Annotated in this window: 12 protein-coding genes; 6 read left to right on the top strand and 6 right to left on the bottom strand. The window is 56.7% G+C overall.

The window, feature by feature from the left end; all coding sequences use genetic code 11:
• Nucleotides 1–254: 254 nt before the first annotated feature.
• Nucleotides 255–2,543 (top strand): FdhF/YdeP family oxidoreductase, encoded by a 2,289-nt coding sequence (locus O1723_RS09020; protein WP_023337408.1) that lies wholly within the window; start codon nucleotides 255–257, stop codon nucleotides 2,541–2,543.
• A 22-nt stretch (nucleotides 2,544–2,565) separates the two neighbouring features.
• Nucleotides 2,566–3,462, top strand: coding sequence for a LysR family transcriptional regulator (locus tag O1723_RS09015; protein ID WP_014884242.1), 897 nt, complete (start codon nucleotides 2,566–2,568; stop codon nucleotides 3,460–3,462).
• On the opposite strand, the gene O1723_RS09010 is transcribed toward O1723_RS09015, so the two are convergent.
• On the bottom strand, nucleotides 3,441–4,199 hold the full coding sequence (locus O1723_RS09010) for a phosphate/phosphite/phosphonate ABC transporter substrate-binding protein (RefSeq protein ID WP_014884243.1): 759 nt from the start codon (nucleotides 4,197–4,199) through the stop codon (nucleotides 3,441–3,443). The two genes, O1723_RS09015 and O1723_RS09010, sit on opposite strands and share 22 nt — an antisense overlap.
• A complete protein-coding gene (locus O1723_RS09005; protein WP_023337409.1) occupies nucleotides 4,192–5,160 on the bottom strand; it encodes a fatty acid desaturase in 969 nt (322 codons plus the stop codon). The genes O1723_RS09010 and O1723_RS09005 overlap by 8 nt, the downstream gene beginning before the upstream one ends.
• Nucleotides 5,161–5,308: 148 nt before the next feature.
• Here O1723_RS09005 and O1723_RS09000 point away from each other — a divergent pair, with 148 nt between their 5' ends.
• Nucleotides 5,309–6,289: a GlxA family transcriptional regulator gene (locus tag O1723_RS09000; protein ID WP_023338419.1), complete on the top strand. Its 981-nt coding sequence runs from the start codon at nucleotides 5,309–5,311 to the stop codon at nucleotides 6,287–6,289.
• A 78-nt stretch (nucleotides 6,290–6,367) separates the two neighbouring features.
• The gene (gap, locus tag O1723_RS08995) at nucleotides 6,368–7,378 is read left to right on the top strand and encodes a type I glyceraldehyde-3-phosphate dehydrogenase (RefSeq protein ID WP_023337411.1); all 1,011 of its coding nucleotides are present in this window, start codon (nucleotides 6,368–6,370) and stop codon (nucleotides 7,376–7,378) included.
• A gap of 40 nt (nucleotides 7,379–7,418) precedes the next feature.
• On the opposite strand, the gene O1723_RS08990 is transcribed toward gap, so the two are convergent.
• Nucleotides 7,419–8,606 carry an MFS transporter gene (locus O1723_RS08990; protein ID WP_014884246.1) on the bottom strand — a complete coding sequence of 396 codons (1,188 nt, stop codon included), beginning with the start codon at nucleotides 8,604–8,606 and terminating at the stop codon, nucleotides 7,419–7,421.
• A 115-nt stretch (nucleotides 8,607–8,721) separates the two neighbouring features.
• Here O1723_RS08990 and O1723_RS08985 point away from each other — a divergent pair, with 115 nt between their 5' ends.
• Nucleotides 8,722–9,678 carry an AraC family transcriptional regulator gene (locus tag O1723_RS08985; RefSeq protein ID WP_023337412.1) on the top strand — a complete coding sequence of 319 codons (957 nt, stop codon included), beginning with the start codon at nucleotides 8,722–8,724 and terminating at the stop codon, nucleotides 9,676–9,678.
• A gap of 15 nt (nucleotides 9,679–9,693) precedes the next feature.
• Here the strand turns inward: O1723_RS08985 and O1723_RS08980 are convergent, their stop codons facing one another.
• Nucleotides 9,694–11,034 (bottom strand): carbohydrate porin, encoded by a 1,341-nt coding sequence (locus O1723_RS08980; RefSeq protein WP_325824664.1) that lies wholly within the window; start codon nucleotides 11,032–11,034, stop codon nucleotides 9,694–9,696.
• Between the two features lie 420 nt (nucleotides 11,035–11,454).
• Between O1723_RS08980 and O1723_RS08975 the strand changes: the two genes are divergently transcribed.
• Entirely contained in the window at nucleotides 11,455–13,140 is a 1,686-nt protein-coding gene (locus O1723_RS08975) for an alpha,alpha-trehalase (protein WP_248190985.1), read from the top strand.
• Between the two features lie 82 nt (nucleotides 13,141–13,222).
• On the opposite strand, the gene O1723_RS08970 is transcribed toward O1723_RS08975, so the two are convergent.
• Both O1723_RS08970 and O1723_RS08965 read right to left on the bottom strand, forming a co-directional pair.
• The gene (locus O1723_RS08970; protein ID WP_248190983.1) at nucleotides 13,223–15,325 is read right to left on the bottom strand and encodes a TonB-dependent siderophore receptor; all 2,103 of its coding nucleotides are present in this window, start codon (nucleotides 15,323–15,325) and stop codon (nucleotides 13,223–13,225) included.
• A gap of 112 nt (nucleotides 15,326–15,437) precedes the next feature.
• Nucleotides 15,438–15,692: a GlsB/YeaQ/YmgE family stress response membrane protein gene (locus tag O1723_RS08965; RefSeq protein WP_014884251.1), complete on the bottom strand. Its 255-nt coding sequence runs from the start codon at nucleotides 15,690–15,692 to the stop codon at nucleotides 15,438–15,440.
• Nucleotides 15,693–15,758 lie beyond the last annotated feature (66 nt).

Genomic DNA, 15,758 nt, shown 5'->3' with positions numbered 1-15,758 from the left:
TCGCCCACCGCTATCTATCCCACCTACTGGATGATAGATATAATTTATTATTAAAATGATAAAAAAACGTTATAATTTCATTAAATATTTAAGCCGCCTGTCAAGTAAGCCGCTGTAATAAATAGCATTTAAGATAAGCAATTATGTTGCGTCGCGAGCACTTCCCCACCCGGCCCTCATTGCTTTAACTTATTGCCCTTTTCAGTGGATTGGCGGGCGCATGCGCGGTATGACCGAACAAGTCAGGAGTAGGTATGAACAAGAAAAGACGCTCAGTTCCCGGTATCAGACACTATGATGGCCCTGCCGGCGGCTGGGGTGCGCTAAAAGCGACAGCCATTGCGGTACGAACCCAGATGGATACCTTTGATGCCCCCGCCACGCTGCTGCGCACCAACCAGCCTGATGGTTTTGACTGCCCGGGCTGCGCGTGGCCCGATAAAGAACACAAATCGACCTTCCAGTTTTGTGAGAACGGCGCCAAAGCGGTAACCTGGGAAGCCACCAGCAAACGCGTTACCCCCGCGTTCCTGGCGGAAAACACCGTCTCTTCTCTGCTGGCTAAATCTGACTTTGAGCTGGAAGGGTATGGTCGTCTGACGCATCCTCTGCGCTATGACCGGGTAAGCGACACGTTCAAACCGGTTGAGTGGGACGAGGCGTTTCAACGTATCGGCGAGGTGTTGCGCGAGCTTGAACCGGACCAGGTCGAGTTCTATACCTCCGGGCGAGCCTCTAATGAAGCGGCGTATCTTTTCCAGCTGTTTGCACGCGAATACGGCACCAATAACTTCCCCGACTGCTCGAATATGTGTCACGAGGCCACCAGCGTCGGTCTACCCCGCTCCATCGGGATCGGGAAAGGCACCGTCTCACTGGACGACTTCGATAACACCGAGCTGGTGATCTCCATCGGCCATAACCCCGGCACGAACCATCCGCGGATGATGGGTACGCTTCATGAGCTGGCGCGACGCAACGTGCCGATTATCGTCTTTAACCCGTTACGCGAGCGCGCCCTGGAACGTTTTGCTGACCCGCAAAGCGTCATTGAAATGGCAACCTATAGCTCAACGGACATCGCCTCGACCTACTTCCAGGTGAAGGCCGGAGGCGATGCCGCCGCGCTGAAAGGTATGGCCAAACACCTGCTGGAAATGGAGGCCGAACGCGGTAACGTGCTCGACCACACGTTTATCGCAGAACACACCCAGGGCTTTGATGACTTTGCCGCCGACATCGCGCAGACGCGCTGGGATGACATTGAGCGCGAGTCCGGGCTCAACCAGGCTGCGCTCAAAAAGGTGGCCGAGGCCTATGCGAAATCCAACGCCACCATCATTACCTACGGGATGGGGATTACCCAGCACAATAAAGGCACGGCAAATGTCCGGCTGATCGCTGATGTGCTGCTTCTGCGCGGAAATATCGGCAAGCCCGGTGCGGGAATATGCCCTCTTCGCGGCCACTCTAACGTTCAGGGGAACCGTACCGTCGGGATTAGCGAGAAGCCCACCCCGGCCTTCCTGAACCGTCTGAAAGAGGTGTTTGGCTTTGAGCCCCCTTCTCACCATGGGCATGATGCGGTGCAGGCGACCCAGGCCATGATCGACGGTCGGGCGAAAGCGCTTATCTGCCTCGGCGGTAACTTTGCCGTCGCGATGCCCGATCACGAGAACGGCTTCCCGGCAATGGGTAACCTTGATTTGAGTGTTCACGTTGGTACTAAGCTGAACCGTACCCATCTGCTGGTGGGTAAAGAGACGTTTATTTTCCCGTGCCTTGGCCGTACCGAGCTGGATGTTCAGGCCACCGGTCGTCAGTCCATCACCGTCGAAGACTCCATGTCGATGGTGCACGCCTCCTCCGGCAAGCTGAAACCCGCCTCACCGTTACTCCGTTCAGAACCCGCCATCGTCGCCGGCATGGCGAAAGCCACCCTGCAGGAGACCCGCGTGGACTGGATGACGCTGGTTGAAGATTATGACCGTATCCGCGATCTGATCGAGCAGACCATCCCGGGCTTTGAGGACTACAATGCGCGGATCCGTATTCCGGGCGGCTTTCGAATGCCGCTTCCCCCAACGAAACGCGTCTGGCCAACGGCGACGGGAAAAGCGATGTTCTCCGTATTCGACGGCGTACACGAGAACGCCAGCGGCGAAGGCGAGTATGTTCTGCGTCTGATTACGCTGCGCAGCCACGATCAGTACAACACCACCATTTATGCTCTGGACGACCGCTATCGTGGCGTGTTTGGCCGCCGCGACGTGCTGTTTATGAACGAAGAGGATATGGCCCTGTCAGGGCTGGAACACGGCGACCGCGTGGATATCGAAACCGCCCTGCCCGGCAGCGTTCAGCGCCTGGAAGACATTACCGTAGTGGCATACAACATCGCGCGGGGTTCAGTCGGGGCTTATTACCCGGAGGCCAACGTGCTGGTGCCGCTCGATTATCTGGATAAGGACAGCGGTACACCGTCTTACAAATCCGTTCCGGTTCGCATCATCCTGCGCTCGAAAGAGATCCGCATGCTGTAAGGCTGTTCGCGAAGAGTAACCCATGGATATCAAACAGTTAAAATACTTAATTGCGCTCGACGAGACCCGCCATTTTGGTAAAGCGGCCTCGCAGTGCAACATCACCCAGCCGACCCTCTCCATGCGCATCCGCAACCTGGAAGAGGAGCTCGGTCTGGTGCTGATTGCGCGCGGGCAGCGCTTTGAGGGTTTTACGCCAGAAGGCGAACGGATCCTGGCGTGGGCGCGTGCTCTGCTTGCCGCTCACGACGGACTCCAGGCGGAAGCCGCGCTGTGCAAAGGCCAGGTGGTGGGTGAATTACGCCTGGGGATGGTTCCGCTGGCGAGCGTCGATCCGATGATCTTTATCCGCCAGCTGACGCAAAAATACCCGGAGCTGACCTACAGCCTCTATTCCATGTCCTCTGCACACATTGCCGATGGCGTCAGCCGCAACCAGCTGGAGCTGGGTATTTGCTATCTCAACAGCATCGATACCAGCCTGTTTGACATTATTCAGTTGCCTGAGACGAAGATGGGCCTGCTGCATGATATTCGTCATTTCCAGCTGGACCCGACGCCGCTGACCTGGCAGGACCTGACGGATTTTCCGCTGGGGTTCCTGACAAAAGGGATGCATTACCGGGCGCATATGGAGGCCAGCTTTGCCGCCGCCGGAATCGAACCCAGATCCGTTTTCGAGAGCGACTCTACGTTCCAGATCATTCAGGCGGTTCAGAGCGGCGTTTGCTGCGCCGTGATGCCGCTGAACAACGGGCTTGAGGCGCTAAACAACCATTTCAGGATAGTCCCCATCGCCGACGCGAACATTGAGGCGCCCATCGGCCTGATAATGCGCAGGCAAAAACCCCTCTCCTCCCTGGCGCTGCGCTGTTTTACCGACGCGCAGGAGATTTATCATGCGGACAATAACGCATAAGCCTGGCGCGTGACCACGCTAAACCCGCCGATCAGCACCGCATCACAGACCGCCCGGTGCTCCGGGACGGTTACCAGCGCGTGAAGCGCATCGCGGATGGCGTTAAGCGCGTCAGGAGGTGTATGAGGCGACGTGATTAAGGGCAGGCCCGGCGTTAGCGGAGTTTGGTCAATCACCGTCAGACCCGCCAACGCTTCCGGCTCATGACGCTGCAGGAGTGCCCAGGTGACACAGTCGATAGCGGCGATATCACCCTTGCCGCGTTTGACGTCAATCAGCGACTGACGGTGGCTGCCGCTGAATGACGTTTGCGAAAAGAAAGGGTCGCGGGTCACCCACGGTGCCACTTTTTTTCGCAGCGCGTGATAGCCGGACTGCGAGTCAGGAGAATTACAGACCGCCCGGCGTCCGCGAAAATCCGCCAGCGTAAGAGGCCGATCCTCCGAGCGCGTCACCAGAAAGCTGCGGTAGTGGCTCCCTTCGCATCCCGCTGCCGTGTAGTGAAAACAGCCCACCACCTGCACCTCCGGGAGCTGCGTGACCAGCGGGTAGCCGCAGGTCTGGCTGAGAATCAGCGCCGGCTGCTGCCAGTGGTTCAGCAGGTCCGATTCGGGCCAGCGGGGGTCACGCTCAACGTACACGCCCCGGTCGGCCAGACGTTGTTGTACCGCCAGCCAGAGCGCGCGAGTGTCGGCGCGATCAACGGCATACATGGGAAACGCCAGCAGGTTACTCATATCTTTCCTCTTGTGTTCCGGGGTGAACGGTGACCGCCACTGGCCGGGTCAAGAACTGGCGTAGCCATTCGCCATAGCCCCTGACCACAAAACCGTGGTTACGCTGCCGGTACGCCTCGCGGTTTTGGTGGTAGATCGTCTGTAACCCATACCAGGGAACGCCCGGTAAATCGTGGTGAATGGAATGGTAGTTGAGATTTAAAAACAGTACCCGCCAGAATAGCCCAGCCTCGTTAATGACGGAACGCGCCAGCGGATCGTCCGCCGCGCGATGTTCGTAAAAGGAACGGACCTTGGTCAGCGCCAGCGCCGGATAGCTTACCGCCAGCACAAACCAGACGGGTGAAAAGCCGTTATGCGTCATCCAGGTGAAAAGCGCCGCCAGAAGCACAGCGTGAACCAGCCACATCGCCATCGCCCGCCGTTGACGCTGACGAAAGGCCGCCACGGCGATCCCCAGCGTCTGCAAAATATCCAGCAGCGGTGCCAGCACTATCCGCCCGCAGAAGGTATTGCGGGCCTGGATCATGCGCTTCTGCCAGGGAGAAAAGCGCGCCCAGCTCGCCTCTGTAAAATAGTACGACTCCGGGTCATCCACCGGGATGGTCAGACTGTCGTGACGATGATGCGCCAGATGGGAATCCCGGTACAGGCCATAGGGATACCAGACCGCCAGCGGGAGCGTGCCAAACAGCTGGTTAAGCCAGGCAAAACGCGTGGGATGCCCGTGGATCAACTCATGCTGCAGGGACATGTACCAGGCGGTAAACCAGATAAGCAGCAGCGTGGCGGGCAGCAGGCCGAGCGTTTGCCAGAACGTCAGCGTGGTAAACCAGCCAGCGTAAATCGTCAGGATCAGCAGCCATGTGGGCAATTCGCTTCGCCACAGAAATCCTGATGCAAGATGGTGGATGCGATCGCGCTGTTGCGCATGCAAATAGAGAGATCTTCGTTTACCCATTCCTTCAGACGCCGTTTCGCCAGAGACACTACCCTGACGATCGGGGATAACGTCTGAAATGACAAAGAACTTAAATCGCTTTGCTTTGCCAGAAACAGAGGCCCACGCTCGGCTTGACTTATTCTGTGATAAAGGTACTTTTCAGGACATGAAGAAGATCTTAATTATCGTCCCTGACGGCGGCATGCTGTTTGAAGCCGCCGGTATCGCCGACATTCTGATGCAGGCTAACCGGCTGCACCCGGAAGGGCTTGCGCACCCCCGCTACCGCATTATTATCGCCACCACGCAGCCGCACCAGGTGATCCACGGTCAGTCCGGCCTGAATCTGCTGGCGGATTATCGTCTGCCTGAACTGGATCCGCGTGAACCGCTGGACACCATTATCATCACCGGACGCGGGATGAATGAGCAGGAGAGCACGGCGGTGGTGGACTGGCTGCACCTTGCTGCGCCGCATGCCCGGCGGATAGCCTCCATTTGCGGCGGCGCGATGCTGCTGGCCCAGAGCGGCCTGCTGGATGGTCGTCGCGCAACCACCCACTGGCGGTTGCTGGAGACCATGCAAACCCAGTATCCGGCTATCCGCGTCGAAGGCGGTCCACTGTATATTCAGGATGGTCCCGTCTGGACCTCCGGCGGCGTGAGCTCGGGGTTTGATCTCACTCTGGCGCTGGTGGAGGATGACTATGGTTTCACCCTCGCCCGCGACGTGGCGCAGGATATGGTGATGTACCTGCGCCGCCCCGGCGGTCAGCTGCAGTTTAGCCGCTATAGCCTGCAGCCGTCCGGCGCGTCCGGGCCAATAAGCGACCTGCAGGCCTGGATACTACAGAACCTCACTGCCGACCTGTGCGTAGAAAATCTGGCCGAGAAAGTGGCGATGAGCCCGCGCAATTTCACCCGGGTCTTTACCCGGGACGCAGGCGTTCCACCTGCCCGCTACGTAACCGAAGCGCGCCTGGCCGCCGCCAGACAGCTGCTTGAGCAAACCCGTGATTCCCTTGAGCGCATTGCTGAGCAAAGCGGGTTTGGCACCAGCATTAACCTGCGCCGCGTGTTTGAGAAACAGCTCCACCTTACCCCGGGCGAGTACCGCCAGCGCTTCCACTGTCGCAGGATGGCGTAATCTGATCCTTTTTTGTCGTTTACGCCAATCGGCCTGACGCCTACAGTGACTCCAGACAACAGAGATAAGGAGTGCACCATGGTTAAGGTCGGTATTAACGGTTTCGGCCGTATCGGACGTAATTTCCTGCGCGCAGCGCTGGGTAACCCGGATCTTCAGATTGTGGCCATTAACGATCTGACGGACAGCAAAACCCTCGCCCACCTGCTGAAACACGATTCCCTTCTGGGTAAATTGCCCGCACCGGTTGAAGCGGCCGACGGCGCATTGCAGGTTAATGGCCAGCGGATCGTGGTGTTTAGCGAACGCGATCCGGCAAATATTCCGTGGCGTGAAGCTGGCGTGGATGTGGTAATTGAAGCCACCGGCTTCTTTACCGAGCGGGAAAAAGCTGCGGTGCACGTCACGCACGGTGGTGCAAAGCGCGTCATCATCTCCGCGCCCGGCAAGAACGACGATCTGACCGTCGTCATGGGCGTGAACCACGATCGCTATGACCCGGCTCAGCACGTTGTCGTGAGTAACGGGAGTTGTACCACGAACGGTCTGGTTCCGGCCGCGCAGGTACTGCATCAGCAGTTCGGGATTGAGCATGGCCTGATGAATACCACGCATGCCTATACCAACAGCCAGGCGCTGCACGATCAGCCGGAAAAAGATCTGCGCGGTGCACGCGCGGCGGCGCTGTCGATTGTGCCCTACTCCAGCGGCGCGGCAAAAGCGCTCGGCAAAGTCATCCCCTCTCTGGACGGTAAGCTGACTGGTTATTCCCTGCGCGTGCCGGTTCCGGTGGTATCGATCGTCGATTTGACGGTCACCCTGAGCCGTAACGTGACTGCCGAAGAGGTGAATGACGCATTTCGCAGTGCGGCGGCCAGTGGGCCACTGAAAGACATTCTGGGGTATAGTGATGAACCGCTGGTTTCCAGCGATTATCAGGGCGATCCGCGCTCCTCCATTATCGACGGGCTTTCCACGCTGGTGATTGGCGGGAACATGGTGAAGATCCTGGCGTGGTATGACAACGAGTGGGGATTCTCCAACCGCCTGGTGGACCTGGCGGTGCTGATGGATAAAAAAGGGCTGTAAGCCTCAAGCCGGGTGGGATAAGCACCCACCCGGCATAAAATCACGCCGCTTTGACCTTCACGCCCATAAATACAATGACCATCGCCGTCACCAGCAGGAAACCACTTCCGGCAAACACGCCGCTTGCCCCGTTGAGGTCAAACACCACCCCGCCCCCGGCCGCGCCAGCGCTAATCGCCAGCTGAATGGACGCCACCAGCAGCCCTCCGGCACTTTCCGCTTCATCCGGAACGGTGGTGGCAAGCCAGGTTGACCAGCCCACCGGCACCAGACCGAACGCAAAGCCCCACAGCGCCACCAGTAATCCGTCCAGCATCGCCAGATGACCAAACGCCACCATCATCAGCGCGAGTATGCCCATGCCGAATGGCACGAGGGCCAGCGTCAGGCGCAGATTACGGGCCAGCAGATGCCCAGCAATGGAGGTGCCGACAAAGTTGGCAAGCCCGAAGCCCAGCAGGATCAGCGAAATGGTTTCAACATTTGCCTGTCCGACGGTTTCAAGGAACGGGCGCAGGTAGGTAAAGAAGGCGAAATGGCCGCTAAAGATCAGAATGGTCGCCAGCATGCCGCCAATCATGCCAGGACGGCGCAGCACGCGGAACAATGTGCCAAGGCTACCGCTACTCTCTGGCTTCATGGACGGCAGCACCCAGATCTGCCACAGCAGCGCTAGCATGCTCGGCAGAATGCAGAGAATAAAGACGTTGCGCCAGCCGATCAGGCTTCCCAGATAGCTCCCCAGCGGGGCCGCGACCACGGTGGCGATCGACACGCTGGAGAAGATCACCGCCAGCGCTTTCGGCACTTTGTCCGCCGGAACCAGACGCATTGTTGTGGCCGTCGACATCGCCCAGAACCCACCGATGGCAACCCCTAACAGCAGACGGCCCATCAGCAGAACGTGCAGAGTGGGCGCAAAGGCTACCAGCAGGCTGGAGATAATTTGCAGCACGGAAAAAAACATCAATACCCAGCGACGATCGATTTTCCGGGTCGCCGGGGTGATCAGCAGTCCGGTGACTAACGCCACCAGCGCCGTGGCGGTCACGGCCTGCCCGGCCATCCCCTCACTGACGCCCAGGCTCGCGGCCATTGGCGTCAGCAAACTGGCGGGCAGGAACTCCGCCGTTATCAAACCAAAAACCCCCAGCCCCAGTGAATAGACGGCTCGCCAGGCGGGTTTGGCAGGCGCGACGGCCTCTCTCGCCTCGACACATGCATTCATCTGTTGATCTCCCGTTATAAAAGTGTGACAACTGTCGCAAAAGCATAGAGGGTTCACCCTGGACGATCTATGACATATAATCTCCACTTATTGATTATTCGTCCGGAGTTACGCCATGACCGCACAGTCACCCGATTTGATCAGCGAACTTTTACGCGGCATGCGTCTGTCGGGGGTGAAATACCGCCGGATTGAAGCCAGTGCACCGTTTGGCGTCGCGTTCCATCAGGCACCAGGCAAAGCGCAGTTCCATTTTGTGAGCCACGGCAACGCCCTGCTGCGAATGGACAGCGGTGCAACCTTCGAACTGAGCAGCGGCGATGCGCTTTTTATTCCTGGCGGTAATGCCCATGCCCTGCTCTCTGACGAAAAGGCAACCATCACTCCAGTCAACGCTTTCCCCAGCGAGCCCATCTGTAGCTCGGTCTGTGCCATTACCTGTGAGCCCTGCCCGGAGAGCGAAAACACCATCATCTTTAGCGGGTGTATGGATTTTGAGCTGGGCGGCATGCAGCCGCTGATCAAAGCGATGCCGGAAGTGATGATGGTCAGCCGGTTGATGTCCACCTGGCCGGAAATTCATCCGCTACTGGCCGCGATGGAGCGCGAGTCAATGACGCGTCAGGTCGGATTTGCCGGGATCCTCGCCCGTCTGGCTGACGTGGTGGCGGCATTGATTGTTCGGGGCTGGGTTGAAGCAGGCTGTGGTAAAGCGACGGGCTGGGTGCAGGTCTTACGTGATCCGCGTCTGAGCCGGGCCATCTACGCCATGCACCAGCAGCCGGGCCTGAACTGGAGCGTGGCGGATCTGGCGAAAGAAGCGGGCACCTCCCGCTCCGTGTTCGCTGAACGGTTTCTGGCGGCGACGGGGACGACGCCGGCAAAATATCTCAGCGAGCTCAGAATGCGACTGGCTATTCAGTATATTCGCCATGAAAATCAACCGATTGAAACCGTCGCGCTGCGGCTCGGTTACGGGTCTCTGGCGGCGTTTAGCCGGGCATTTAAGCGCATCATCGGCCATGCGCCGGGCACGCTTCGGGAAGTCAGCCAGACCCCGGAAGAGGTCTGACCGACTGACAGGACATCAGAAATAGTATTTAAAGCGCACGCGACCACCGTAGCGATCGTCATTTTTATTGTCACCCTCTTTCGGGGAGGCATTGACCCATGACGCATACGCGCCCAGATAGATGTTGAAGTTTTTCATCTTCATGACGTTCGGGATCAGGTACGAGGTATGAATAGTATGGATGTCATACTCGCCCGGGTCGGTTATCCAGCAGTCGTTTTCACACTCTGCGTCAAACGTTGAGGTATTAAACTCGTCGATTTCGTTATGGGCATAGATGTAACCCAACTCAAAATTACGCCAGAGGGCATTAATAGCTGAGGTAAAGTCGGTTTCGCCCGTCGCGTCCAGATAAGCCGTGTTGAGATTCATGACCACTCCGTTTTCCGGATCGGTTTTGAGCCCGTCCCAGGTCATCGTGAACCCGTAGCCCGTTCTCTCTGACTGGTCTACCCAGCGCCCGGCATCGTCGCGATAGCCATAAGCGTTGTTGACCAGGTTGGTCTCCATGGCAACCGCGCTGGAAAACGGCCCATTCTGCCACGAGATGACCGGGCGCACGTAGGCCACATTTTTGTCGTTCTCAAGTTCTGCACCGTGATAACGCTGGTCGACATACAAATCGCTGCCGTCTTTAAACAGGGTATTCAGCTCAAAATACCAGTTATCCAGCGTCTTGTTCATCAGGAAGTTGCCCCCGCTGTCGGTTCGCCCGCGCCCCTCCTTCAGCATATAGATATAGCCATAGCCGTCGCTGTAGAGATCGTCTGCGGTATTCCCGGAGTATTCCACAAACGTATCCTGATTGAGCGGGAACATGTCATAGGCCTCAAAGCGTCCGACTTTTATTTCCCAGTCATTCTCAGTGCCAAAGAAGAATACCGCATCATCCAGGTACATTTTCCCGGCGAGGTCGCCGAGCGGCTGGACGGAGAACCCGGCGAAATTGCCGTTATCCATTTTACGATAACCATCAAAGCCTAATAAAATACGCCCATTAATATCCCAGCGTTCTTTATCGCCCGGCGCCCAGTCACTATTAGCACTTTGCTTAACAGACGTGAGGCTACCCGTTTTACTGGCGGCATCCATATTAAATTCCACATCACCGTAAAATTTAATATCACCAAACCCTGAGAGCGTCAGTTTTGGCGGAGCGGTTTTGCTCACCGGCTCTTCCGACTGCACCACAACGGCTGGCGAAGCCTGCTTCGCGACGGCCTGCTGCTGTTTAAGTTGCTGAATTTGCGCTTCCAGTTGCGCCAGCTTTTCTTCCACGTTCATCGAGGGTTGTGCCGCCAAAAGTGCGCCGGAATAGAATGCGCTTATCAGAATTACCGTTTTCTTTAATTGCATAGAATCCATCCTGATTATAAAAGTGAATACCCAAATATCGAGCACAGCCATTTCCACCAAATACCCTCAACGGTGCTATTATGTTTTTTCACAACGTAATTATGATTTTTAACTTGTGTGATCGGCACAGAGAAAACTTGCGGTAATGAAGAGAAGAAAGACCACCCGCTTCACACTCTTATTTCATTAGGTTTATGTATATTTTAACGTGCAATATATATGATTATTTAAAGGCATAATTCTTTTAATTTCATTTGCACAACAAATTTCTCCCGACAGGCCTGGACGGGCGAAGCGGTAAATTGTCTGGTTCTGCGCAAAATGGGATATTGAACACGCGAAGCGGGCGATATTCGTCTAAGGTTTTCAGGTGATTGATAACAGCGGTCACGCTGCTGAGCGAATACAGGAGACGAACAGATGATAAGACCTCGCACTTTACGCCCTGCTCTTTTGCACCTCGCGCTGGAAGGCGCGCTGCTCGGTGCGACGACATTGAGTTATGCTGATGAACAGCCTGCGTTCCAGAAAAATTCCCCCGATATTTTACTTGGCCCTCTCTTTAATGATGTGCAAAGTGCCAAACTGTTTCCCGATCAGAAAACCTTCGCTGATGCCGTCCCCAAAAGCGATCCGCTGATGATCCTGGCGGATTACCGGATGCAGCACACCCAGTCCAGCTTTGATCTGCGCCACTTTGTAGAGATGAACTTCACGCTGCCTGCGGAAGGCGAAAAGTATGTTCCGCCCGCAGGACAAAGTTTACGCGAGCATATTGACGACCTCTGGCCCGTACTGACGCGTACCACCGATAAAGCCAGTAATAAATGGGATTCCTTGCTGCCGTTACCGAAGCCTTACGTTGTGCCCGGCGGACGCTTCCGCGAGGTCTACTACTGGGACAGCTATTTCACCATGCTGGGTCTCGCGGAAAGCGGCCACTGGGACAAAATCAGCGATATGGTGGATAACTTCGCCTGGGAGATTGATACCTTTGGACATATCCCCAACGGCAACCGCAGCTACTACCTGAGCCGCTCCCAGCCGCCGTTCTTCTCCATGATGGTGGAACTGCTGGCGACGCACGACAGCGATGCGCTAAAGAAATATCGCCCGCAGATGGAAAAAGAGTACGCCTACTGGATGGAGGGCGTGGATTCTCTTCAGCCAGGGCAAGCTAACCAGCGCGTGGTGAAGCTGGATGACGGTTCGGTGCTCAACCGCTACTGGGATGACCGCGATACTCCGCGCCCCGAGTCCTGGCTTGACGACGTCAATACCGCCAAAAACAACCCTAACCGACCCGCGACTGAGATCTACCGTGATTTGCGCTCCGCAGCGGCTTCGGGCTGGGACTTTAGCTCCCGCTGGATGGACGATCCGCAAAAACTCGGCACGATCCGCACCACCAGCATCGTGCCCGTCGATCTGAACGCACTGATGTTTAAAATGGAAAAACTGCTCGCGCGGGCAAGCCAGGATTCAGGCGACAGCGCCGCGGCGAGTCAATACGAGGCGCTGGCAACCGCGCGTCAGAAAGCCATCGAGAACCACCTGTGGAATGATAAAGAGGGCTGGTATGCCGATTACGACCTCAAGAGTAAGAAGGTGCGTAATCAGCTTACCGCGGCCGCTCTCTTCCCGCTCTACGTGAAGGCGGCGTCGCAGGAGCGTGCCGATAAAGTTGCCGCGGCGACCTCCGCGCGCCTGTTGAAACCGGGCGGCATTACCACCACCACGATCAACAGCGGACAGCAGTGGGATGCGCCAAACGGCTGGGCTCCGCTGCAGTGGGTGGCGACGGAAGGGTTGCAGAATTACGGGCAGAATAAGGTGGCGATGGATGTCACCTGGCGCTTCCTGAAGAACGTGCAGCACACTTACGACCGCGAGAAGAAACTGGTGGAGAAATATGACGTATCAACAACCGGTACGGGCGGCGGCGGTGGCGAGTACCCGCTGCAGGATGGGTTCGGCTGGAGTAATGGCGTGACGCTGAAAATGCTGGATCTGGTCTGTCCGAAAGAGAAACCGTGTGACAGCGTACCGGAAAATCAGCCTGCGGCGAATGACGAGGCGGCGCCGGTAAAAGCTGCGGCGCAGTAAGGGAGTATTGCCGGGTGGCGGCTACGCCTTACCCGGCCTACGTTGGGTTTGTAGGCCCGGTAAGCGCAGCGCCACCGGGCAGTCAGAAGCTGTAGCTCGCTCCTAGCTGATACGTCCTGTCACGCCCAATCCAGCAGTTGGTTGCGTCGTAGCAGGTCAGCGTCTCTTTATTGGTGATGTTCTGCATACTCGCCTTAAGCGTCAGTCCCGCCAGCGAAGGCATGATTTCGCCCATCCGGTACGAGGCCGCCAGATCGTACTGCGTGGTGCCGCCCAGCTTACCCGCATCGTTAGCCGGTGAAATTTCCATAGGACCGGTGTAGCGTGCCCCAGCCCCCAGCATCAGCCCTTTCAGCGGCGTACTCTCGAAAGTGTAGTCCCCCCACAGATTGAAAGCGTTCTCCGGCACCTGAGTTGGACGTTTACCCTGGTATTTATCATCTTCGGTATTGATCGCATGGGTGTAGGCATAGTTGGCAATCAGCGTCAGGTTGTCCGTCGGCCGGCTGATGGCGGAGAGCTCTGCCCCTTTGGATTCCACTTCCCCGGTCTGACGATAATTCAGGAAGCCCGGATCGGAGGTGACAACGTTTTTCTGCCGGATGTTAAACACCGAGGAGGTAAAGGTGGTGGCGTATTCAGCCAGCAGATATTTTACCCCGCCTTCCACCTGCTTGCTGGTGGTCGGTTTGACGTCTTTTGCCGTGAGCGTTCCCTGCGGTGACACCGGTGCAAAACCTTCGGAATAACTGATAAACGGTGAAATACCGTTATCGAAGGCGTAAAGTGCGCCCAGACGTTTGGTGACGCGGTCCTGCGATACCCAGGCTTTATCCCCGTTTTTCAGGTAATCGGTGGTGACGGAGCGGTAATCGTCGTAGCGCAGGCTACCCAACAGATTTAAGCCACCGAATTCCACCTGATCCTGCAGGTAGTAACCGTTCTGCTGATAGCTGAGGCGATTCTTCTGGGCAGTGTAGAGCCCCAGTGCGCCTTCGCTGATTTGCGCATAGTCAGGATCGCGCATATCCATGCCTGGCGTGGCCGACGCGTAACGGTAGTGGAAATGCGAGTTCATCTTCTGATAGTCAAACCCGGCCAGCAGATGGTGCTGCCATTCACCCAGCGCAACGGTTTTCGTCACCTGGTTGTCGATGTTGAAGCTCTTAAGATCTTCATCGGTGGTGTAAGCAAAGCGGTTGAGCTGATAAACCTCACTCCCCGTTCCTGTCGCATAGACGCTGCGCTGGTGGGTATCGACGTCAAAATAGCGCGCTTTCTGGTTAAAGCCCCAGCCGCTGTCAAACTCGTGTTCAAAGCTATAGCCCAGCATCCACTGGCGCTGCTTAAACCCACTCCATTCATCTCCGGCGTAATCACGGCGATCGGCATATTTCGAGCGCAGATAAGACAGCGGGAGCGGATTTGACGGCGTCAGGCTCGGGGAGTTTTGCGCCAGCGCATCCAGCGTGAGACGGGTTTTGCTGTCGGGCTGCCAGGTGACGGACGGGGCGACCAGGTAATTTTCATACCGGGTGGTGTGCGGCTGATCGTCATTCTCCGTCGCCTTGCCCAGCAGACGGTAATTCCAGTCGCTGTCGGCTATCTGCCCCGTTGAGTCGAGATAACCCTCTTTCAGGTTGCGGTTACCGGTATTAAAACCGACCTCCGTTCGCGCTTCCCGCTGCGGTTTTTTACTTTGAATATTCACCAGCCCGCCCGGCGAACCACCGCCGTAAAGCACCGATGAAGGCCCTTTCAGGATATCGACGCTGTCAATCAACAGCGGATCGATACGAGCCTTGGTATTGCCGGTGACGTTATAGGGCAACTGCAATCCGTTATAGAACTCCTGATCGACGGTAAAGCCACGAATTTTGTATTCGCTCATGTAGGAGGTATTACCGCGCACCTCGGTTGAGACGCCCGGGGCATAGCGCAGGATTTCATTCACGGAGTTCGCATGACGCTTTTCAATTTCCGGGGCAGAAAGCGTATTGATGACCTGGGGCGTTTTACTTTCGGCAACGGCCGATTTCGTGGCGCTGTTCGTCCAGGCCGGCAGCGCGCTGCCCTGCTCTGAGCCCGTGACGACGATGGTAGATTCTTCGGCGAAAGCCTGGACCTGCAATGCCAGCGTGACGGCACCGGCCAGAGCGCATAACGTAAAACGTGAGGAGTTCATAATGTCGTCTTGTTGTTAGATGCAATACGGAACGACAATTATTATCATTTCGATTAACAAATCAAGATTCAGGCAAAAAAAACGGCCCTCCGCAGAGAGCCGCTATGTCATTTTAGGCTCGTCGCAGTAACCTGAATATGCCCAGCACAACAATGGCGCCGACGACAGCAACGAGGAAACTGTGCATGTCAAAACCACTGATGTTGCCTCCAAAGCCAAACATCGTCGCCAGCCAGCCGCCCACAACCGCACCAACAACCCCGAGAACACAGGTCAAAATGAAGCCGCCGCCATCGTTTCCCGGCATGATGAGTTTAGCGATAGCGCCAGCGATAAGACCAAAGATAATCCAGGCGATGATACCCATAGCGATGCCCTCTTTCAGGTTTAACGCATGTGCAGAAAACCTTCTGCGCAGCTAAGGTAAGTATAG

The organism is Enterobacter cloacae complex sp. HYC080_NIDB (assembly GCF_056673325.1).
Note: the sequence above shows the minus strand (reverse complement) of the source record. Positions and strands in the feature narration are given on the sequence as shown.